Origin of the sequence: Paramicrobacterium salitolerans, assembly GCF_051513965.1 — a bacterium.
Lineage (GTDB): Bacteria > Actinomycetota > Actinomycetes > Actinomycetales > Microbacteriaceae > Paramicrobacterium.
Map to the genome: position 1 here is coordinate 404,895 of NZ_CP195847.1, position 18,995 is coordinate 423,889.

Here is an 18,995-nt window from a genome sequence, read left to right on the forward strand (position 1 = left end):
AGATCGTGGAGCCGACGCCTCTGTCCCAGCTGACGACGCTCGGCGTGGGAGGGGCCCCAGAGCGGATGCTGGTCGCCCACAGCGCGGACGAACTCGTCGAGCAGCTGACCGACCTGTGGCAGACGGACGAGCCGTGGCTGGTGCTCGGCGGCGGGTCGAACACGCTCGCCACCGATGACGAGATCAGCGGAACCATCGTGCTCGTCCGCAGCACGGGCATCGAGCGCGTCGACACCGAGCAGGGCGTCGTGCTGCGGGTGCAGGCGGGCGAGACCTGGGATGCCCTGGTGGACTACGCCGTGCAGAACGGGCTCGCCGGAATCGAGGCGCTCTCCGGCATCCCCGGTTCCGTCGGGGCGGCGCCCATCCAGAACATCGGTGCCTATGGGCAGGAGCTCTCGAGCGTTCTCGTCGGCGTCGAGCTGCTCGACTTCGAGACCGGAGAGCGCGAGCACGTCCGCGCCTCAGAGCTCGGCCTCGGCTACCGCACCTCGGTGCTCAAGCGTCACGGCGGTCAGCCTGCCGCGCGCGAGGCGGTCGTGCTCTCGGTCGACATCATTCTGAGCGAGGCCGAGGGTGGCCTCGGCCAGCCCGTCGCCTACGCCCAGTTGGCTCGCGCTCTTGACGTGGAACTCGGCGACCGCGTTCCGCTCGAGCGCGTGCGCAGCGCCGTTCTCGATCTTCGTCGCTCGAAGGGCATGGTTCTCGACGCCGACGATCGCGACACCGCATCCGCCGGATCGTTCTTCACCAACCCGATCGTGAGCGAGCACATCGCGCGCGGTCTGCCGGCCGACGCTCCTCGGTGGGAGGTTGCGGCGGAGGAGCGCCCCGAGACCGTGATTCCCCTCGACGGCTCCGAGGGCTTCGTCGAGCCGCCGCCCATCACCTCGAGCGAGCCGTCCCTCGTGAAGCTGAGCGCGGCGTGGCTCATCGAGCACGCGAGCATCCCGCGCGGCTTCCAGCTGCCCGGCTCGCAGGCCTCGATCTCCTCGAAGCACACGCTCGCGCTGACCAACCGCGGCCGTGCCAGCGCGGAGGACGTCGCCGCGCTCGCACGCTTCGTGCAGGCGCGCGTCCACGCTGAGTTCGGCATCCTGCTCCAACCCGAGCCCGTTCTGGTGGGCGTCGAACTTTAAGCCATGTCGTTCACGCCGCCACCGCTCCCGCGCGACCGCGACCAGGGCACCGAGCCCGAGTACGTGTTGCCGTCGAAGCGTCGGCGCGTGACCGGTTGGGTGTTCGCCGGAATCGGCATCACGGCCTTCGCCGCGATCGCGGTCGTCGCGGTCGTGACCCTAGTCACGAGTCTCATGTCGAGCTCGACGCCGGAGGCGGCGCCCGTGCCGACACCCTCGTCGTCGGCGCTGCCCTGGGGCGCGACGCCCATGCCCCACCCGACCGAGACGGGGTCGGGCAAGGCTCCGAGCTACGATCCGCCAGCGTATTCGACGCCGGAGAACGGGGTCTACCCGCTGTCGAGCTACGCCTACTTCGAGCAAGACGTCACCTTCGAGAAGGACCTCGCCGACAACTGGTACAGCCAGGACGACAAGTTCGGCGAGTACTGGCTGAGCGACGACCCCATCTGCAATCTCACGGCGGATCCGAAGTGGATCTACCTGTGGGGCGACCCGGAGCCCGACAAGGACGACGGGTACTACACGTCCCGAGATCTCGACCTCAGTGAGGCGAACCTGCGAGCGCAGTTCCCCGACCTCACCGACCATGGCGACGACTTCGTCGTGACGATGCCGGTCTCCGATGGCAACGAGATCGAGTTCGCGGGGCGCCGCCTCGACTACGCGGGCGGCTTCTTCATGCAGCTCACGCGCGGCATGATGTGGCAGGACTCCTCGTACGGCATCACGGTCTCGTGTCTCGGCTCGTCGACGTTCGATCACGAGGGCTTCGCTCAGGAGCTCCTCGATCAGTTCACGATGAAACTCGGGTGAACGAGTCGAGCGCTCGTCGGCACTCTGAGTTAGGGTGAAAGCGGAGTCGCGCAGGAGGTCCCCATGGCCGAACAGCCCCCCACAGAGCCCACAACGGATGCCGCGGCGCAGCGCTCACCCCAGCAGCGTGCGACGCGCACGGAGCCCTGGACAGGACAGGGTCCGATCATCCGCAATCTCCCTGATCCGTCGCAGCCGTACGGCGCGTCGCCGGTTCGCACGTCACACAGACCCGCAACGTCGCACAGACCCGCACGCAAGACCATCGTGCCGTGGTTCACCGTCGCGATCATCGTCGCGCTGGTGGTCATCGCTGCCATCGTGCTGCTCGCGTTCGTCCTCTGAGCGCGAGCAGCACCTCAGGTCCGCTCAGCCGAAGAGCTTCTGCAGACGTTGAGCACCCTCGAGCAGGGCGTCGTCGCCGAGCGCATAGCTGAAGCGCAGGTAGCCGGAGGGGCCGAACGCCTCGCCGGGAACCGCGGCGACCTGCGCCTTGTCGAGCATAAGATCGGCGACCTCGAGCGAGCTCGTGGGCATTACACCCTCGATCTCGCGCCCGATCACACCGGAGACGTCCGCGTAGACGTAGAACGCGCCGCTCGGGGTCGGCACAGTGAATCCGCTGACCTTGTTGAGCTCCTCGACGATCGTGTGTCGGCGGCGATCGAACGCCTGCCGCATCTGCTCCACGGGCTCCTGCGATCCGGTGAGAGCGGCGATCGCCGCGCGCTGCGCCACGTTGTTGACGTTGCCCGACAGGTGCGACTGCAGGTTGGTCATGGCCGTGACGGCGTCCTTCGGGCCCACCGTCCAGCCCACGCGCCACCCGGTCATGGCGTAGCTCTTCGCGACCCCGTTCACGAGCAGCGTCTGTTCAGCCAGCTCGGGCACGGCCGCGACGATCGACGTGGCCTCGACCCCGTCGTAGGTGAGGTTCTGGTAGATCTCGTCCGTGATGATCCAGATGCCGTGCTCGAGCGCCCACTCGCCGATGGCGCGTGTCTCCTCTGGTGAGTAGACGGCGCCCGTCGGGTTCGACGGCGACACGAACAGCAGCACCTTCGTACGCTCGGTGCGCGCGGCCTCGAGCTGCTCGACGGTGACCTTGTAGCCGTGATCGGCGTCCGCGAACACGTCGACGGCTACGCCGTCTGCGAGGCCGATGACCTCGGGGTAGGTCGTCCAGTACGGCGTCGGAACGATGACCTCATCGCCCGGGTTCAGCAGAACTTGGAAGGACTCGTAGACCGACTGCTTGCCGCCGTTCGTCACGAGCACCTGGTCTGGGCTCGCCTCGACCTTGGAGTCGCGCAGCGTCTTCTGCGCGATCGCCTCCCTCAGGTCGGGCAGTCCCTTGGCGGGCGTGTAGCGATGGTTCGCGGGGTCCTTGGCCGCGGCGACCGCGGCCTCGACGATGTGCTCCGGCGTCGAGAAGTCGGGTTCGCCCGCGGCATAGCTGATGACGGGAGCGCCCTGCGCCTTCAGCGCCTTGGCCTTCGAGTCGACCTTCAGTGTCGCCGACTCGGCGATTGCGGTGATCTTCTGTGAGAGTCTCGGTGTCGTAGCCACACAACGAGGGTAGCGTGTGAGGGTGCGCGCCCACGAGTGTGCGTCAGACAGAGAAGAAGGATGCCGCGACCCGAAGCGCGGGTCGCGGCATCCTTCTTCTTTAGCGTTCGTTCTACGCGTTACGGCCGTGGCTTGTGTGCCATGCGGCTGCGCGAACCAGCCGTGAGGCTCAGTCCATCGGAACGGTGAGGTGGCTGAACGGGTCTTCGCTCCATGCCGCCGCAAGTTCCACAGCCGCGGGGTTCTGGTCGTTGTCGCGCACGATGTGTGTGCTGTTCATGATCTTCTCCTTCGCGGTTGCGTTGCGGTGTACATCTACTGTGCGCCTCCCACAACCCTGTTCGGCGAGATTGCTCGCACAAACTTCGCCCCGCTTTTCCGGTTTCAGAAAAAGCGCGGGGTTTCTGGGGGTATTGAGTAGATATAGGCCCATCGGCCTCTCATTGCGCGAAAAGGGGCTGCGTCGACGTGAATTACTGCTGTTCTTCACAATTCTCACGGATGGTGGGGGTGATGGGGCCCTTCTGCGCGTGGGCTGATCCTCGTGTGCGATGAGAGCGAGTCTCGTGAATGACGGAAAATCGTGGCTGCTGCTCGCACGAAATGGCCCGATTTCGCCCCGGAAACGTAAGAATTGCAGAAATTCACGGCTTTTTTCGGTTGTGTGACGTCTTTCTGCGTGTCACCATCGACTCATGACGACGATCGAGAGCATCAGACCCGAGGAGCACGATGACGAGGTCATCGACGCGCTCACCCTCGGGCACCGGGTGCGTCAGCTGCGCGTCTCGCGCGGCATGACGCTTGAGCAGCTCGGGCGCGCCATCGATCGGGCACCATCGCAGGTCTCGATGATCGAGAACGGCAAGCGGGAGCCTCGACTCACGCTGCTGCGTCAGATCGCCCTCGCGCTCGGCACGACGATCGACGATCTGCTGAACGACGAGGCACCGACCGAGCGTGCGGCGCTCGAGATCGCCGTCGAGCGCGCTCAGCGCGGGCCGGTCTTCGCGGCGCTCGGCATCGAACCGTTCCGCATCTCGAAGTCGTACAGCGACGAGATGCTGCGCACCCTGCTGTCGCTTCACCAGGAGGTCGAGCGGCTGCATCGCGAGCGCGCGGCCACACCCGAGGAGGCACGCCGCGCCAACGCGCAGCTCCGCGCGACCATGCGCGAACGCGACAACTACTTTCCCGAGCTCGAGGCCGAGGCCAGAAAGCTGCTGGACGCCGTCGGGCACAGCGGCGGTCCGGTCAGTCAGCAGCTCGTTGGTGACATGGCCGGTCACCTCGGCTTCACGCTCCACTATGTTCCCGATCTGCCGCACTCCACGCGCTCTGTGACGGACAAGAAGAACGGCCGCATCTACCTCCCGACGCAGCAGTCGGCGTCCCGCGACTCGCGCAGCCCGGTCGTCCAGGCTTTCGCGAGCCACCTTCTCGGGCACGAGGAGCCTGAGAACTACGCAGACTTCCTTCGGCAGCGCATCGAGACGAACTACCTCACCGCGGCTCTCCTGCTTCCCGAGGCGGACGCGGTCCGCACCCTGCGCGAGGCGAAGAACGCGCGCCGCATCTCGATGGAGGACCTCCGCGACGCCTTCGCCGTGTCGTACGAGACCGCCGCGCACCGCTTCACGAACCTCGCCACGGCGCACTTCGACATTCCGGTCCACTTCACGAAGGCGCACGAATCCGGCACGATCGTGAAGGCGTACTCGAACGACGGCGTGAGGCATCCCACCGACGCCCTCGGCGCGGTCGAAGGCACCACGGTCTGCCGCAAGTGGACGGCCTTCACTGTGTTCGCCGCTGAGGACCGCTTCAGCCCCTGGTACCAGTACACCGACAACCCCAACGGCACGTACTGGTGCACCTCACGCGTCGAGAAGGCGAAGGAGGGGTACTACTCGATCACGGTCGGCGTTCCGTTCGCGCACGTGAAGTGGTTCCGCGGTCGTGACACGCAGAACCGGTCGCACTCGACCTGCCCCGATGAGTCGTGCTGCCGCCGTCCGCCGGTCGAGCTGTCGGAAGCGTGGGCGGGGCAGTCCTGGCCGGCCGCGCGAACGCCGACGAGTCTTCTCGCGGCGCTTCCGACCGGCAAGTTCCCGGGTGTCGACGACAACGAGGTGTACCGCTTCCTCGAGAGACACGCGCCGAGCGTCAGCTGATCGCGTCGTGCTCGCGATTCGACTCGACCGCAGAGAGCTCGGGGGAGTAGGCGGGCGTCTCGGTCGATCGTAGGATGCCGCTGCGGCGCCGCCGCAGGCGGGAAGCGGGCGCACGGAACTGACCGGCCGCGAGCAGGCACGCGACGAGCACGATCGGCGCGATCCAGCCTGACCAGCCGAGCACGGTCGCCGACACGGTGTCGACCTGCTCGTTCGCACCGACGAAGAGCGCGGGGAGGCCGGCGCAGGCATTGAAGGCGCCGTGGCCGAGGGCTGCGGGCCACACGGACCCTGAGCGGATCCGCAGCCAGCCGAGCACCGCGCCCATCGCGATGCACGAGGCCATCATGAGTGGCACAGCGAGCCAGACGGGAGCGGTCGGATAGTTGTAGCCGAGCAGCACGAGAGGAGCGTGCCAGAGCCCCCAGATCGCCCCCGAGAGGAGCAGCGCTGGCACCGTGCCGAGTCGGAGCAGCGTGGGGAGCAGCCACCCGCGCCAGCCGATCTCCTCGCCGAGCGCGGGAACCATGTTGATGACCGAGCCGACCACGATGATGCCGAACTGCCCGACGATCATGAGGGGGAGCGGCGCCGGTGGATCGCCGGCGTCCTGCGCGGCGAGCAGCTGTCGCAGGCCGGAGAGCTCGGCGAAGTCCGCCGGGTACACCCCGAGAAGCGCCCCGACGACGAGCGCGGCGAACGCGAGCGTGATGGGCACCGCGACGCCGAAGCCGAGGTATGTCCAGAGTCGCGAGGGTGGGCCGGCCGGCCACAGCCCGAGCGCGGCGCCCTTCTGCGCGGGGCGCTCGATGACGAAGACCGCGACGAGGGCGCCGAGCGTCGGCGTCGCCATCATCACGATCGCGGCGGTCGACGCCCACGGATGCGTCAGGCCTTCGCCGCTCAGCCAGAGCGGAAGCGCAACGAGCCACGCAAGTCCGAAGGCCGTCGCGAGGAAGGCGGCGAGAGCCGCGACTGTGCGTCGCGGACGTGCGGCTGTCGGCATCCGTCCATCTTTCCACGTCGACTCGTGCGGGGCTCCGCAACTCAGCTTGGAGATGGTGGCGACGTCGCGTACACTTATCCGAGGTAGTTGAAATCTGCCAAACTTTTCTGTGCCAATTTCGGCATCGGTCCCCGGTGTGAGGTTCAGTGGTGCTGTGCAGATTTCACCTCTAGAGTGGGTGCAACCCCACTCATAGGGCGGTGGCTCAATTGGTAGAGCAGCGGTCTCCAAAACCGCAGGTTGCAGGTTCGAGTCCTGTCCGCCCTGCGCGTCGGTGCGCGACCACCGGCACACGAAAGGTGTAACACGTTGGCCCGAAAAGTAATCGACACCCCCAGCGAGGATGTCGTCGCTCGAGCGAAGAAGGACCGCGCCGCGAAGCGGGGCCCCTTCGCCGGGATCATCCTGTTCTTGAAGCAGGTGATCGCGGAGCTCAAGAAGGTCGTCACTCCGACCCGCAAGGAGCTGTGGAGCTACACCGCCGTTGTGCTGGTCTTCGTGATCTTCATGATGGCGATTGTGTATGGGCTCGATCAGCTCTTCAGCTGGATCGTGATCTTCGTTTTCGGAACTCCCGGAGCCTGACGAACGCCCACCTGATACGGCACCGACCGCGTGGACAGCGGAATCGTGCCGCACGACAGAAATGGAATGAATTCAGTGTCTGAGAGAAACCGAGACGACGTCGACTGGGCAACCGCGGCTGAGCAGTCGTCGGAGGTCGACGAAGCGCAAGAGGGCAACATCCTCGAGAGCGAAGAGCAGGCGGTCACGCCTGCCGAGAACCGTGCGCTCCACGTCGAAGGCGGCGATGTCGAGGAGTCCCTCGACGCGGCGCTCGATGCTCTCGGCCAGCCGTCGTCTGAGGACGAGGCTGAGGATGCCGCGGCCGAAGACGAGCCCGAGGTTGACCCGTACCAGGCGTTCCGCACCGAGCTGCGCATGATGCCCGGCAAGTGGTACGTCATTCACTCGTACGCCGGTTTCGAGCGTCGTGTGAAGGCGAACATCGAGCAGCGTAAGGGCACGCTCGATGTCGAGGACTACATCTACCAGGTCGAGGTCCCCATGGAAGACGTGGTGGAGATCAAGAACGGCCAGCGCAAGATGGTCACCCGCGTCCGCGTTCCCGGCTACGTTCTCGTGCGCATGGAGCTCAACGAGGACAGCTGGTCTGTGGTTCGCCACACGCCCGGTGTCACGGGCTTCGTCGGCAACGCGCACAACCCGACGCCGCTCCGCTTCGAAGAGGCCTTCAACATGCTGAAGAGCCTCGTCGACGTCAAGGAAGCCGCGCCCGCCAAGTCCGGCTCCACCGGTGGCGGCAAGGCCGCGCAGCGCCAGATTCCCGCCGAGGTCGACTTCGAGATCGGCGAGACCATCACCATCAAGGAGGGCTCGTTCGCGGGTCTTCCCGGCACGATCAACGAGATCAAGCCCGAGAGCGGCAAGCTCACCGTGCTCGTCTCGCTGTTCGAGCGTGAGACTCCGGTCGAGCTCAGCTTCGACCAGGTCACCAAGCTTTAGACCTCGGTCGGCTGTCTGACGGCATCCGACCGGATTACCGAGGCCCGGCCAGGGCCATCGGGAGAGCATCCGCCAATTCCGGCGGAGTTCGATCACCAGAAGAAGGAAGAAACATGGCACCGAAGAAGAAGGTCACTGGTCTGATTAAGCTTCAGATCAACGCCGGCGCCGCCAACCCCGCACCGCCCATCGGTCCGGCGCTGGGTCAGCACGGCGTCAACATCATGGAGTTCTGCAAGGCGTACAACGCCGCGACCGAGTCGCAGCGCGGAAACGTCGTGCCGGTCGAGATCACCGTCTACGAGGACCGCTCGTTCACGTTCATCCTCAAGACCCCGCCGGCCGCTGAGCTCATCAAGAAGGCTGCGGGAGTCAAGAAGGGCTCCGGAGTTCCCCACACCACCAAGGTCGGGAAGCTGACCCAGGACCAGGTCAAGGAGATCGCCGAGCAGAAGATGGCCGACCTCAACGCGAACGACATCGACGCCGCGAAGAAGATCGTCGCCGGAACCGCTCGCTCCATGGGTATCACCGTCGAGTAACACTCGTCCCAAGACATTCAGTGGCAGCGCCGGCCAGGCGCAGATGACCACATTCTCTCGAGGAGAAAAACATGGCACAGAAGTCCAAGGCCTACCGGGCCGCAGCCGAGAAGATCGAGGCTGGAAAGTACTACACCCCCGCTGAGGCCGTCGCCCTGGCGAAGGAGACCGGGTCGTCGAAGTTCAACTCGACGGTCGAGGTCGCGCTGAAGCTCGGCGTCGACCCCCGCAAGGCGGACCAGATGGTTCGCGGTACCGTCATTCTTCCTCACGGTACGGGTAAGACCGCACGCGTCATCGTGTTCGCGACGGGACCGGCCGCTGAGGCCGCAATCGCCGCAGGTGCTGACGAGGTCGGCGGCGACGAGCTGATCCAGAAGGTCGCCGACGGCTACACCGACTTCGACACCGCGGTGTCGACGCCGGAGCTCATGGGCAAGGTCGGACGCCTGGGTAAGGTGCTCGGTCCCCGTGGCCTCATGCCGAACCCGAAGACCGGCACCGTCACGCCTGACGTGGCAAAGGCCGTCAACGACATCAAGGGCGGAAAGATCGCCTTCCGCGTCGACAAGCACGCTAACGTGCACTTCGTCATCGGAAAGGCCAGCTTCACCGCTGAGCAGCTGAACGAGAACATCGACACCGCACTCGAGGAGATCATCCGCCTCAAGCCGACCAGCTCGAAGGGTCGCTACGTGCAGAAGGGTGCCGTCTCGACGACGTTCGGTCCGGGCATCCCGCTCGACACCAACGCGTTCTAAGACAGCGCTTCACGATGCCCCGGCCGCCACGCGGCCGGGGCATCGTCGTGTCTGGGGAATGGTGAGCGCGGGCATTCTCGATTAGGCTCGCGGTGTGACCGTCGTTCGGCAGGCAGTGTACGAGGATGCCCCCGCGGTCTCGGCCGTCGCCGCCGAGACCTTCGGACTCGCGTGCCCTCCAGATGCCGACGCAGCCGATGTTCAGGCCTTCATCCGGGACCAGCTCTCCGTGGAGAGGTTCACCGACTTCCTCGGGGATCCGACGCGCATCGTGCTCGTCGCGGAGGCCGACGGAGAGATCACGGGCTACACGATGCTGGTCGATGCGCCGCCGACGGATCCCGCCGTCGACGAGGCTGTTACAGCACGCCCCGCGGTCGAGCTGAACAAGGTGTACGTCCTGGCTCGCCGGCACGGCTCGGGCACGGCATCTGCTCTCATGTCGGCGACGCTCGCGGCGGCCGCCGGCCACGGGGCTCGAGGAGTCTGGCTCGGCGTGAACCAGCTCAACACCCGCGCCGTGCGCTTCTACGAGAAGAGCGGCTTCGCGGTCGTCGGCACCCGGCGCTTTCAGGTGGGGACCCGCTGGTTCGATGACTTCGTCATGCAGCGCGTGCTGCGCGACTGAACCGCTCGCGCTGACGGCTCAATCGATGGTCAGCACGACTTTGCCGCGCGTGTGCCCCGTCTCGACCGCCTCGTGGGCGGCGGCGGCTTCGGCGAGCGGGAAGGTCGTGTCGACGTGCACCGTGACCTCGCCCATGTCGATGAGACGCGCGATCTTCGCGAGCACCTCGCCGCTCGGGGTCAGGGTGAAGCGGGTCGCCACGACGTCCGCGGCATCCGCCTCGGCCAGCATCTCGGGGAACGAACCCGTCGGCACATTGACGTAGAGACCGCGCGGTTTCAACACCTGCAGCGAGCGCGAGCCCGTGCGCTCGTGCACGTTGCCGATCAGATCAATCACGACGTCAACGGGCTCGATCTCGTCTTCGAAGCGGGCGGACGTGTAGTCGATCACGCGGCCTGCACCGAGCGAGCGCACGAACTCGAGATTGCGTGAGGATGCCGTCGAGATGACGTCCGCGCCGAAGAAGCGGGCGAACTGCACGGCGAACTGCCCGACGCCGCCGGCACCCGCGTGAATCAGGATGCGCTGGCCGTAGTGGGCGCGCGCGACGTCGACGACCGCGCCCCAGGCGGTGAGCGCCGCGAGCGGAACAGCCGCGGCCTCTGCGAGGGAGAGTCGCTTGGGCTTCGGTGCGACGGCGAGCGTGGGCGCGGAGACGTACTCGGCGTGGCTGCCCGTGTAGCGCGGGATGCGCGTCATTCCGTACACCTCGGTGCCCGGCTTCAGCGGGTGAGCCTCGTATGGCGAGCGTGCGACGGTGCCGCTGAAGTCGTGACCGAGCGTCGCCGGGTAGCTGAGGGCCTTCGCCGTGGGGCTCATGCCCGAGCGGATCTTCGTGTCGATCGGGTTCACGCTCGCGGCCGCGACCTTCACGAGCACGTCTCCGATGTAGGTCGGCGGAACCGGAACGGTCGCGGTGTGCAGCGTCTCGGCAGCCCCCGGCTCGTCGACGACGATGGCGGTCATGGACTCAGGTACAGCGATGGTCTCGGTCATACCCGCAGTCTGCCACAGCGCGCGCGGGCGCGGCGCTACGCGGGCGCGGCGTTAGAGGAGCTCAGCGCGCAGCTGCGCCGCCGACTTCGGCGACAGGAGCCCCGGCGGAACATCCAGCACCGTGACTGCGCCGTGCTGCTTCAGCTGGCTCAGCCGGTGCACGGCCCGCGAGTAGGCGACGAGAACGCTCGCCGTGAACTCCGGGTTGCTCTCGAGCGCCAGACTGTACTCGATGACCTGCGAGTGCCCGTCGCCGGTGCTGCCGCTTCGCAGCACGAACCCGCCGTGCGGCATGGCCGAGTGGTCGCGAGCGAGCTCCTCAGCCGAGATGAACGTGACCGTGGTGTCGTAGTCGGCGAAGTAGTGCGGCATCGTCACGATCGCCTCGCGCACGGCATCCGCGTCAGCACCCTCCTCGAGCACGACGAAGCACTCGCGCGTGTGCTTCTCACGCGTGGAGAGCTCGGGCCGGCTGCCGCTGCGCACCGCATCGATCGCGTCGCTCGCGGGGAGCGTGTACTGCACGCCGGCGGCCACGCCCGGAACACGGCGCACCGCGTCGGAGTGGCCCTGGCTGAGGCCGCGCCCCCAGAACGTGTACGTCTCGCCGTCTGGCAGGAGCGCCTCGCCGAGCAGCCGATTGATCGAGAACATGCCCGGGTCCCAGCCGGTCGAGATGAGCGCCGTGGTCTCGGCGCGCCGTGCGACGGCATCCATCGTCTCGAAGTATTCGGGGATGCGCGCGTGCGTGTCGAAGCTGTCGACGGTGTTGAACCGTGAGGCGAGCTCGGGACCCTGCTCCGGAAGATCCGACTTCGACCCGCCGCAGAGGATGAGCACGTCGATGTCGCCTTCCCTGCCCGCGAGGTCGTCGATCGAGAAGACGGATGCCTCCGGGTCGATCGGCGTGATGCTGTCGGCCGGTCGCCGCGTGAAGATTCCCACGAGGCTCATGTCCGGGTTCTTCGCGATCGCGGCTTCGACGCCGCGGCCGAGGTTGCCGTAGCCGACGATTCCGATGCGGATCGGCTGTGCGGGGTCGGTCGCTGTGCTGGCTGAGGTGTCCACTCTTCTCCGTGATGAGGTCGGTTCGCAGGTCACTTCAGCGTACGACAGAGTGAGCGGTCATCGATGCGCGATGACGTGAAGGATGCCGCCAGTCAGCGTGCTGTGCGACGGTGGAGCTCGTCGATGAGCTGATTCGCGAGGCCGATGAGCCGCGAGATCTGCGTGTCATCGCGGTCCACCCACTGACACAGCGGCTCATCGCCCACCGGAACGAAGTTGGTGTGCTGCTCCCACACGACGAGCGTGCGCTCCGCGCCGAGAACGTACTGCTGCCACCAGACCTGCCGCAGGTAGTTGCGCGGAATCGAGCGCCACGGCTTCGTGGTCGTCTTGATCTCGGCGAGCAGAACGCGTCCGTCATCTGTCGTGGCGACGCCGTCCGGCGTGGCGAGGTGGCGGTGCTCGATCTCAGCCCGGAAGAGCGCAGACGAGGGTTGGATGCCGTGGGTCGCGGCGACCCACGAGGCGATCTCCGGTTCGCGGCGGCGTCCGTGCTCGGTGTAGGCGTTGCCCGTGAACCCGGTGCCGTGCAGCTTCGCGTCGGCGGCCACCTGAATGGAGTGCGGGGTGGAGAGCTTGGCGACGTCGGTCGCGGTGATTCCGCGGGAGCGGGCCCTGAGCCATCCGACGCGGTCGCTGGAATCGGCGATGACGCGTTGGAGGAGCTTGGAATTCACCCGTCCATTCTCTCCCGAGGGACGCGAAACTCTGGCACCGAGCTCGCGTGCCGTTGTCCACAGGGGGCGTCATCTGCTCGCCTCGCGCTGTCGGCGTTGCTACGTTTGTTAGGGATGTTGCATAAAGCTGTGCAGCATTTGCAACACGATCAATGACGATAGCAGAGTTGCACATGACAGGAAAGCTGCGCCGAGCGCTCACAGCGGGCTTCGCGGCCGCGTGTACGATCGCCGCCGGCGTCATCGCCGCGGCACCCGCGAACGCCGCGGAGGACGCCCCCGCCCAGTGCGCCGAGACCTGGAGCGCCACGCAGGCCTACACGGGCGGTGACACGGCCTCGCACCACGGGCACAACTGGGAGGCGCGCTGGTGGACCCAGGCCGTGATGCCCGGTGTGTCGAACGTGTGGGTGGAGGTGGGCGCCTGCGAGGGCGGCGGCCAGGACTTCGTCGTGAGCGAGCAGGAGTTCGACGAGATCTTTCCGGACCGCGACCCGTTCTACACCTACGAGGGCATCGTCGACGCGCTGAACGCGTACCCGGAGTTCGCGAGCGTCGGAACCGAGACGACGCGCGCACGCGAAGCCGCGGCCTTCCTCGCTCAGGCGGACTTTGAATCTGTGGGCCTCCAGTACGTCAAGGAGATCAACGAGGACAACTACTGGATCAAGTGCGACTACTCGCAGCCCTTCGGCTGCCCGGCCGGGCAGGAGGCCTACTACGGCCGCGGCCCGATCATGTTCAGCTGGAACTTCAACTACCACGCCGCGGGTGAGGCACTCGGCATCGACCTGCTGAACGATCCGTGGCTCGTCGAACAGGACCCCTCGATCGCCTGGCAGACGGCGCTGTGGTACTGGAACACGCAGAACGGACCCGGTGTGATGACCTCGCACGAGGCGATGGTGAGCGGTGCGGGCTTCGGTCAGGCCATCAACTCGCTGAACGGCTCGCTCGAGTGCAACGGCGGCAACCCGGCCTCGGTTGAGAAGCGCGTCGCGAAGTACGAGCGGATCGTCGAGATCCTCGGCGTGAGCCCCGGCTCCGGGCTCACCTGCTGATGCTTCGCCGCTGAGCGCGCCGCGGGTCAGCGGCGCGCTCAGCGCGGCAGGTCGATGTGCTGCGCGACAGCGGTGAGCAGTTGGTCGAGACGAGGCGCTCCCTCCGCGCGGAACAGCTCGTCACCGGCATCCGATCTCAGAATGAAGGTGGGGGTCGATCGGATGCCGTCGGCCGCGGCATCCTCTTCGAAGCGGACGACATCACGCTCCGTCGATGTGAGCGCCGGAACGAGCCGCTTCACGTGCGCGAGTGTGGCCCGAGCCGACGCGCACGGAGCGCAGAAGGCGGACGTGTAGAGCACGATGTCCATGCCCGTCTCAACACCTCTGGCGCAGCTCGTGTTCCCGTTCGTCTGTCACCTCGTTCAGCTTCGCGAGAAGCGTGCGCAGGCGGCGGATGTCGTCCAACTCCCATGTGGAAAGCCTGGCACGGAGCATCGACCGGTCATCGGAGACCACCTGATCGAGCCGATCGCGGCCCTCGTCCGTGACGGACACGATCTGCGCGCGCCCATCCGTCGGGTCTGGGTCGCGCCGCACGAGACCGAGCGACTCCAACTGACGCACGACGCGGCTCACCACGCCCTTGTCAGTGAAGAGACGCTCGGCGATGATGCCCTGCTGCAGGCCGTCTTCGTGCGACAGCATCCGCAGCGCCTTGAAGCCGAAGACCGTCAGCTCGGGATGCACGGCCTCGGCTCGGCGCATGAGCACGTGCCGCATGTGCGTATACATGGAGCCGAACTCCTGCTCCACCTCGCCGATAGCCTCCTCGAGGGCGCTGGTGTCGGACGACTCGCCGGTCATGGGCATCATCTTATCGACCGCTCGACGTGCCGTCCCGGTCGCTGGCCTGGGCATCCTGACCGGTCGCATCGAGCTGGCCCGTGCGCGGCTCCGCAGCGACGCTCGCCTCGGCGACCTGAGCGACATCGTCGCCGGCCTCGGCGCTCGACTGCGTCATGCGCTGGTGATTCGTCTTGGTGCTGAGCGAGAGGTTGGGGAGGAAGGCCACCGCGAGGATGGTCACGATCGCGAGCGGAGCGGCGACCACGAAGATGTCGGCGACCGCCTGGCCGTACACCGACTCGATGATCACGCGGACGCTCTCCGGGAGGTCCTTCATCGCGGGAAGCTGGCCGCTGGAGAGGGCATCGGCGACGCCGGCGCCCTTCTCACCGAGCTTCATGATGGCCGCCATCAGGTCGTCCTTGCGGTCGGCCATGAGGCTCGTCGCCTGCGAACCGAGCACCGCGCCGAGCGCGGAGATTCCAACGGTGCCACCCAGGCTGCGGAAGAACGCGACGCCTGAGCTGGCGACGCCGAGTTCACGTGGGTCGACGGCGTTCTGCACCACGAGGACCATGTTCTGCATCACCATTCCGACGCCGGCGCCGAGAAGCACCATGTACGCCGAGACGATCGCGAAGTTCGTGTCGAAGCGGATCGTGCCCATCAGGAACATGCCGACGGTCAGCATGATCGAACCGAGGACCATGTAGCGCTTCCACTTGCCGGTGCGTGAGATGACCATTCCGATGAGCGTCGATGACACGAGCATCCCCGCGACCATCGGGATGGTCATGAGGCCGGACTCTGTCGCGCTGGCTCCGCGAGCGAGCTGCATGTACTGGCTGAGGAAGACCGACGTGCCGAACATCGCGACACCGACCGAGATGCTGCCGATCACCGCGAGAGTGAATGTGCGGTTCTTGAACAGTGGGAGGGGGATGATCGGGTTGGTCGCCTTGAACTCGACGAAGATGAACACGGCGAGCGTCACGAGTGAGCCGCCGACCATCGCGAAGGTCTCAGTGCTCCACCAGTCGAACTCGGTGCCGGCAAGGCTCACCCAGATCAGCAGAAGCGAGACTCCGCCAGCGAGGAGAACGGTGCCGAGGTAGTCGATCGTGACCTTGCCCTTGGGCACCGCGGGCAGGTGAAGCGTCTTCTGGAGCAGGATGATCGCGACGATCGCGAAGGGGACGCCCACGAAGAAGTTCCAGCGCCAGTCGATCGCGTCGGTGAGGAAGCCGCCGATGAGCGGTCCGCCGACGGTTCCGACGCCCATGACAGCACCGAAGAGGCCCATGTACTTGCCGCGCTCGCGCGGGCTCAGAATGTCGGCCATGATGATCTGGCTGAGCGAGGTCAGGCCACCCGCACCGAGTCCCTGGAAGACGCGGCAGGTGATGAGAGAGGCGGGGTCCTGCGAGAAGCCGGCCATGGCCGACGATGCGACGAAGATCACGAGCGCGATCTGAATGAGCAGCTTGCGGTTGAAGATGTCGGCGAGCTTGCCCCAGATGGGCGTCGACACGGTCGTGGCGAGCAGCGTCGCCGTGACGACCCACGTGAAGGAGGCCTGTGTACCTCCGAGGTCGGCGATGATGATCGGCAGCGAGCTGCTGACGACGGTTCCCGAGATGATCGAGACGAACATGCCCGTGAGCAGTCCCGAGAGTGCCTGCAGCACTTCGCGGTGGCTCATCTTAGGCGTCTCGCCGGCAGCGTGGTCGACGACGGGTGCGGGGGCGGATGTCACGCGGGGAGGCTCCTGAAAAGGTCGAACGAATATCGTTGTATTCCGCAACTATATGTAAATGGTTGACTGTGCGCAACTAATTCCGTCCTCTGGGTGGGAGGTCTCGGCACATTCTCAGTCGGTTGCGTGGGTCCGCACTCCGACGTTCGAAACAAGGAGTCGGAAATCTCGGATTCGGTGCGGCGTGGCGGCGACGGACACGCCGCGCACTGCCCCAAAAATCCGATTCTTTGAAAGCACAAAGCGCAGTCATTGGGGATTCATAGGTTGCCGCGGATACTGGAGAACATGAGCATGTACCCGCAGGCGGCAGATCCCGCCACGACCACCATGACCCGTGCCGACGGCTCACCCATTCGCGTGCTCGCGGTCGACGACGAGGCGAGCCTCACCGACCTCATGAAGATGGCCCTCCGCTATGAGGGCTGGGACGTCCAGACTGCGGCGACCGGGCAGGAGGCCCTCGCTAAGGCGCGCGACTTCAAGCCCGACGTCATCGTGCTCGACATCATGCTCCCTGACCTCGACGGGATGTCGGTGCTGCAGCGACTGCGCGGTGACGGTGACGATGTCCCCGTGCTCTTCCTCACGGCGAAGGATGCCCTCGACGATCGCATCGCGGGTCTCACGGCGGGCGGAGACGACTACGTCACGAAGCCGTTCAGTCTCGAGGAGGTCGTGGCCCGACTGCGCGGCCTCATCCGACGCACGGCGCGAGTCGCGGCGGAAGCGGACTCCGTCATCACCGTCGGAGATCTCGTGCTCGACGAAGACAGCTACGAGGTGACGCGGGGCGGCGAGCCGATCGAGCTGACCGCGACCGAGTTCGAGCTGCTGCGCTACCTCATGCGGAACCCGCGTCGGGTGCTCAGCAAGCCGCAGATCCTCGACCGCGTATGGAGCTACGAGTTCGGCGGAAAGGCCAGCGTCGTCGAGCTGTACATCTCCTACCTTCGCAAGAAGATCGACGCTGGACGTGAGCCGATGATCCACACCGTTCGCGGTGCGGGGTACATGCTGAAGGCGGTCTGAGGTGACCGCGCGCCGGTCGCCCTGGGCGCTCCGTCGCACGCTCGTCGTCGCGACGGTGGCGTTCATCACGCTCTCCGCCCTCGTGATCGGGGTCGTGAGTGTCTTCAGCGTGCAGTCCATTCTCATGGGGCGCATCGACAAGCAGCTGACGGAGGCGACGTCGCGCTCGGCGGCATCCATCGAACACGGTGACCCCGGAACCGGGAGCGCCCCCGACTTCATCAGCTCCCTCGGTCAGTCGGTCGGCACGCTCGGCGCGGTGACGGTCGACGACACGGTCGTCGCCGGCGGCTACCTCGACAGCAACCTGAACATCCCGCCGCTCAGCCAGCACCAGGCCACGGCACTGCAGGACGCCAAGATCGGCTCGCACCCGACGACGGTGTATCTCGGCCCCGGCCTCGGAAACTACCGCGCGCTCGCCGTCCCGGTCGACGCGCGTGTCTCCATCATCGTGGGGCTTCCCCTCGCCGACATCGAGAGCACGATCTCCGAGCTCATCCTCGTGGTGCTCGCGGTGGCGGTCGGGGTGCTCGTGATCTCCGGAGGAGGCGCCTACGCGCTCGTGAGGCTCGCGCTTCGACCGCTCGATCGCGTGACGGCCGCGGCGACGACCGTCTCGACCATGACCCTCGACCGCGGCGAGGTCGCGCTCGCCGTTCGCGTGCCGACCGACGACCCCGAGGGCGTGACCGAGGTGGGGCGCGTGGCGGCCGCCACGAACCGCATGCTCGAGCACGTCTCCCACGCACTCCAGGCCAGGCAGGCGAGCGAGGACAAGGTGCGCCGATTCGTCTCCGACGCGAGCCACGAGCTCCGCACGCCGCTCGCATCGATCCGCGGATACGCCGAGCTGACCAGAATGAGCGGCGAGGAGATCCCCGACGACACGCGGTATGCTCTCGGTCGCATCGAGTCGGAGTCTCGCCGTATGACCGACATCGTGGAGGATCTGCTCCTGCTCGCTCGGCTCGACGAGGGGCGTGAGTTCGAGACCGCGCCGGTCGACCTGACGGAGCTCGTCACCGACGCCGTGTCGGACGCCCGTGCGGCATCCTCTGAGCATGTCTGGCAGCTCACGACGCCGAGTCAGCCGGTCATCGTCGGAGGAGACAGACAGCGTCTCTTCCAGGTGGTGCTGAACCTGCTGACGAACGCTCGCGTGCACACGCCGGAGGGCACCGCCGTCGAGACTGAGCTGTCCCTCCAGGGGCGCGACGCGGTCATCACTGTGACGGACAACGGGCCGGGCATCGATCCTGAGATGGTGGATGCGGTCTTCGAGCGCTTTGTGCGGGGCGACAGTTCCCGTGCCCGATCCACCGGCAGCACGGGGCTCGGTCTCGCCATCGTGCACGGCGTCGTCGCGGCGCACGGCGGTACATCGAGCGTGACGAGCGAGCCCGGGCGTACGCAGTTTAGGATCGTCTTGCCGGTTCGCTCAGCGTAAG

20 protein-coding genes and 1 tRNA gene are annotated in these 18,995 nt (G+C 66.5%); 13 read left to right on the forward strand and 8 right to left on the reverse strand.

Translation table 11 applies throughout. The features are described from left to right. Positions 1 to 2 precede the first annotated feature (2 nt). The 3 genes from ACSAGD_RS01975 to ACSAGD_RS01985 all read left to right on the forward strand — a co-directional run bounded on the left by ACSAGD_RS01975 (position 3) and on the right by ACSAGD_RS01985 (position 2,300). Positions 3 to 1,139, forward strand: coding sequence for a UDP-N-acetylmuramate dehydrogenase (locus ACSAGD_RS01975; RefSeq protein ID WP_437585208.1), 1,137 nt, complete (start codon positions 3 to 5; stop codon positions 1,137 to 1,139). A 3-nt stretch (positions 1,140 to 1,142) separates the two neighbouring features. After that, complete coding sequence (locus ACSAGD_RS01980) at positions 1,143 to 1,955, forward strand: hypothetical protein (RefSeq protein WP_437584051.1); 813 nt, start codon at positions 1,143 to 1,145, stop codon at positions 1,953 to 1,955. Between the two features lie 63 nt (positions 1,956 to 2,018). Beyond that, entirely contained in the window at positions 2,019 to 2,300 is a 282-nt protein-coding gene (locus tag ACSAGD_RS01985) for a hypothetical protein (protein ID WP_437584052.1), read from the forward strand. Between the two features lie 24 nt (positions 2,301 to 2,324). Here the strand turns inward: ACSAGD_RS01985 and ACSAGD_RS01990 are convergent, their stop codons facing one another. After that, entirely contained in the window at positions 2,325 to 3,524 is a 1,200-nt protein-coding gene (locus tag ACSAGD_RS01990) for a pyridoxal phosphate-dependent aminotransferase (RefSeq protein WP_437584053.1), read from the reverse strand. A 695-nt stretch (positions 3,525 to 4,219) separates the two neighbouring features. On the opposite strand from ACSAGD_RS01990, the gene ACSAGD_RS01995 reads away from it, so the two are divergent. Beyond that, entirely contained in the window at positions 4,220 to 5,698 is a 1,479-nt protein-coding gene (locus tag ACSAGD_RS01995) for a helix-turn-helix domain-containing protein (protein WP_437584054.1), read from the forward strand. Here ACSAGD_RS01995 and ACSAGD_RS02000 read toward each other — a convergent pair. After that, on the reverse strand, positions 5,691 to 6,704 hold the full coding sequence (locus tag ACSAGD_RS02000; protein ID WP_437584056.1) for a CPBP family intramembrane glutamic endopeptidase: 1,014 nt from the start codon (positions 6,702 to 6,704) through the stop codon (positions 5,691 to 5,693). The two genes, ACSAGD_RS01995 and ACSAGD_RS02000, sit on opposite strands and share 8 nt — an antisense overlap. A gap of 194 nt (positions 6,705 to 6,898) precedes the next feature. On the opposite strand from ACSAGD_RS02000, the gene ACSAGD_RS02005 reads away from it, so the two are divergent. The 6 genes from ACSAGD_RS02005 to ACSAGD_RS02030 all read left to right on the forward strand — a co-directional run bounded on the left by ACSAGD_RS02005 (position 6,899) and on the right by ACSAGD_RS02030 (position 10,162). Further along, positions 6,899 to 6,971 (forward strand) — tRNA-Trp (locus ACSAGD_RS02005). 42 nt (positions 6,972 to 7,013) lie between these two features. Continuing rightward, on the forward strand, positions 7,014 to 7,289 hold the full coding sequence (secE, locus tag ACSAGD_RS02010; RefSeq protein ID WP_437584057.1) for a preprotein translocase subunit SecE: 276 nt from the start codon (positions 7,014 to 7,016) through the stop codon (positions 7,287 to 7,289). 75 nt (positions 7,290 to 7,364) lie between these two features. Continuing rightward, on the forward strand, positions 7,365 to 8,231 hold the full coding sequence (gene nusG / locus ACSAGD_RS02015) for a transcription termination/antitermination protein NusG (RefSeq protein ID WP_437584058.1): 867 nt from the start codon (positions 7,365 to 7,367) through the stop codon (positions 8,229 to 8,231). 113 nt (positions 8,232 to 8,344) lie between these two features. After that, positions 8,345 to 8,773: a 50S ribosomal protein L11 gene (rplK, locus tag ACSAGD_RS02020; protein ID WP_098405795.1), complete on the forward strand. Its 429-nt coding sequence runs from the start codon at positions 8,345 to 8,347 to the stop codon at positions 8,771 to 8,773. Between the two features lie 71 nt (positions 8,774 to 8,844). Continuing rightward, positions 8,845 to 9,534 carry a 50S ribosomal protein L1 gene (gene rplA / locus ACSAGD_RS02025; protein WP_437584059.1) on the forward strand — a complete coding sequence of 230 codons (690 nt, stop codon included), beginning with the start codon at positions 8,845 to 8,847 and terminating at the stop codon, positions 9,532 to 9,534. Positions 9,535 to 9,628: 94 nt separating this feature from the next. After that, positions 9,629 to 10,162, forward strand: a complete 534-nt coding sequence (locus ACSAGD_RS02030) for an N-acetyltransferase family protein (protein WP_437584060.1) — start codon at positions 9,629 to 9,631, stop codon at positions 10,160 to 10,162. A gap of 18 nt (positions 10,163 to 10,180) precedes the next feature. Here the strand turns inward: ACSAGD_RS02030 and ACSAGD_RS02035 are convergent, their stop codons facing one another. The 3 genes from ACSAGD_RS02035 to ACSAGD_RS02045 form a co-directional block, all read right to left on the reverse strand. After that, positions 10,181 to 11,161, reverse strand: a complete 981-nt coding sequence (locus tag ACSAGD_RS02035; protein WP_437584061.1) for an NADP-dependent oxidoreductase — start codon at positions 11,159 to 11,161, stop codon at positions 10,181 to 10,183. A 51-nt stretch (positions 11,162 to 11,212) separates the two neighbouring features. Continuing rightward, complete coding sequence (locus tag ACSAGD_RS02040) at positions 11,213 to 12,229, reverse strand: diaminopimelate dehydrogenase (RefSeq protein WP_437584062.1); 1,017 nt, start codon at positions 12,227 to 12,229, stop codon at positions 11,213 to 11,215. A gap of 92 nt (positions 12,230 to 12,321) precedes the next feature. Then, on the reverse strand, positions 12,322 to 12,906 hold the full coding sequence (locus ACSAGD_RS02045) for a YqaJ viral recombinase family protein (protein ID WP_437584063.1): 585 nt from the start codon (positions 12,904 to 12,906) through the stop codon (positions 12,322 to 12,324). A 173-nt stretch (positions 12,907 to 13,079) separates the two neighbouring features. Between ACSAGD_RS02045 and ACSAGD_RS02050 the strand changes: the two genes are divergently transcribed. Continuing rightward, positions 13,080 to 13,967: a glycoside hydrolase family 19 protein gene (locus ACSAGD_RS02050; RefSeq protein WP_437584064.1), complete on the forward strand. Its 888-nt coding sequence runs from the start codon at positions 13,080 to 13,082 to the stop codon at positions 13,965 to 13,967. A gap of 38 nt (positions 13,968 to 14,005) precedes the next feature. Here ACSAGD_RS02050 and ACSAGD_RS02055 read toward each other — a convergent pair whose 3' ends face one another. From ACSAGD_RS02055 to ACSAGD_RS02065, 3 genes are read right to left on the reverse strand one after another with little or no spacing between them, the layout of a single operon-like run. Then, positions 14,006 to 14,278, reverse strand: coding sequence for a thioredoxin family protein (locus ACSAGD_RS02055; protein ID WP_437584065.1), 273 nt, complete (start codon positions 14,276 to 14,278; stop codon positions 14,006 to 14,008). A gap of 7 nt (positions 14,279 to 14,285) precedes the next feature. Continuing rightward, positions 14,286 to 14,774 (reverse strand): MarR family winged helix-turn-helix transcriptional regulator, encoded by a 489-nt coding sequence (locus ACSAGD_RS02060; protein ID WP_437584066.1) that lies wholly within the window; start codon positions 14,772 to 14,774, stop codon positions 14,286 to 14,288. A 10-nt stretch (positions 14,775 to 14,784) separates the two neighbouring features. Then, entirely contained in the window at positions 14,785 to 16,458 is a 1,674-nt protein-coding gene (locus ACSAGD_RS02065) for a DHA2 family efflux MFS transporter permease subunit (RefSeq protein ID WP_437585209.1), read from the reverse strand. Between the two features lie 342 nt (positions 16,459 to 16,800). Between ACSAGD_RS02065 and ACSAGD_RS02070 the strand changes: the two genes are divergently transcribed. Both ACSAGD_RS02070 and ACSAGD_RS02075 read left to right on the forward strand, forming a co-directional pair. Then, positions 16,801 to 17,544 (forward strand): response regulator transcription factor, encoded by a 744-nt coding sequence (locus ACSAGD_RS02070; RefSeq protein WP_437584067.1) that lies wholly within the window; start codon positions 16,801 to 16,803, stop codon positions 17,542 to 17,544. A 1-nt stretch (position 17,545) separates the two neighbouring features. Continuing rightward, the gene (locus ACSAGD_RS02075) at positions 17,546 to 18,994 is read left to right on the forward strand and encodes a sensor histidine kinase (RefSeq protein WP_437584068.1); all 1,449 of its coding nucleotides are present in this window, start codon (positions 17,546 to 17,548) and stop codon (positions 18,992 to 18,994) included. The last annotated feature ends 1 nt before the right edge of the window (position 18,995 follow it).

Coding starts and splice junctions, on each gene's coding strand:
- ACSAGD_RS01980 (WP_437584051.1), top strand. CDS start 1,143: ATGTCGTTCACGCCGCCACCGCTCCCGCGCGACCGCGACCAGGGCACC.
- ACSAGD_RS01985 (WP_437584052.1), top strand. CDS start 2,019: ATGGCCGAACAGCCCCCCACAGAGCCCACAACGGATGCCGCGGCGCAG.
- ACSAGD_RS01995 (WP_437584054.1), top strand. CDS start 4,220: ATGACGACGATCGAGAGCATCAGACCCGAGGAGCACGATGACGAGGTC.
- ACSAGD_RS02000 (WP_437584056.1), bottom strand. CDS start 6,704: ATGCCGACAGCCGCACGTCCGCGACGCACAGTCGCGGCTCTCGCCGCC.
- rplK (WP_098405795.1), top strand. CDS start 8,345: ATGGCACCGAAGAAGAAGGTCACTGGTCTGATTAAGCTTCAGATCAAC.
- rplA (WP_437584059.1), top strand. CDS start 8,845: ATGGCACAGAAGTCCAAGGCCTACCGGGCCGCAGCCGAGAAGATCGAG.
- ACSAGD_RS02035 (WP_437584061.1), bottom strand. CDS start 11,161: ATGACCGAGACCATCGCTGTACCTGAGTCCATGACCGCCATCGTCGTC.
- ACSAGD_RS02050 (WP_437584064.1), top strand. CDS start 13,080: ATGACAGGAAAGCTGCGCCGAGCGCTCACAGCGGGCTTCGCGGCCGCG.
- ACSAGD_RS02055 (WP_437584065.1), bottom strand. CDS start 14,278: ATGGACATCGTGCTCTACACGTCCGCCTTCTGCGCTCCGTGCGCGTCG.
- ACSAGD_RS02060 (WP_437584066.1), bottom strand. CDS start 14,774: ATGACCGGCGAGTCGTCCGACACCAGCGCCCTCGAGGAGGCTATCGGC.
- ACSAGD_RS02065 (WP_437585209.1), bottom strand. CDS start 16,458: ATGAGCCACCGCGAAGTGCTGCAGGCACTCTCGGGACTGCTCACGGGC.
- ACSAGD_RS02070 (WP_437584067.1), top strand. CDS start 16,801: ATGAGCATGTACCCGCAGGCGGCAGATCCCGCCACGACCACCATGACC.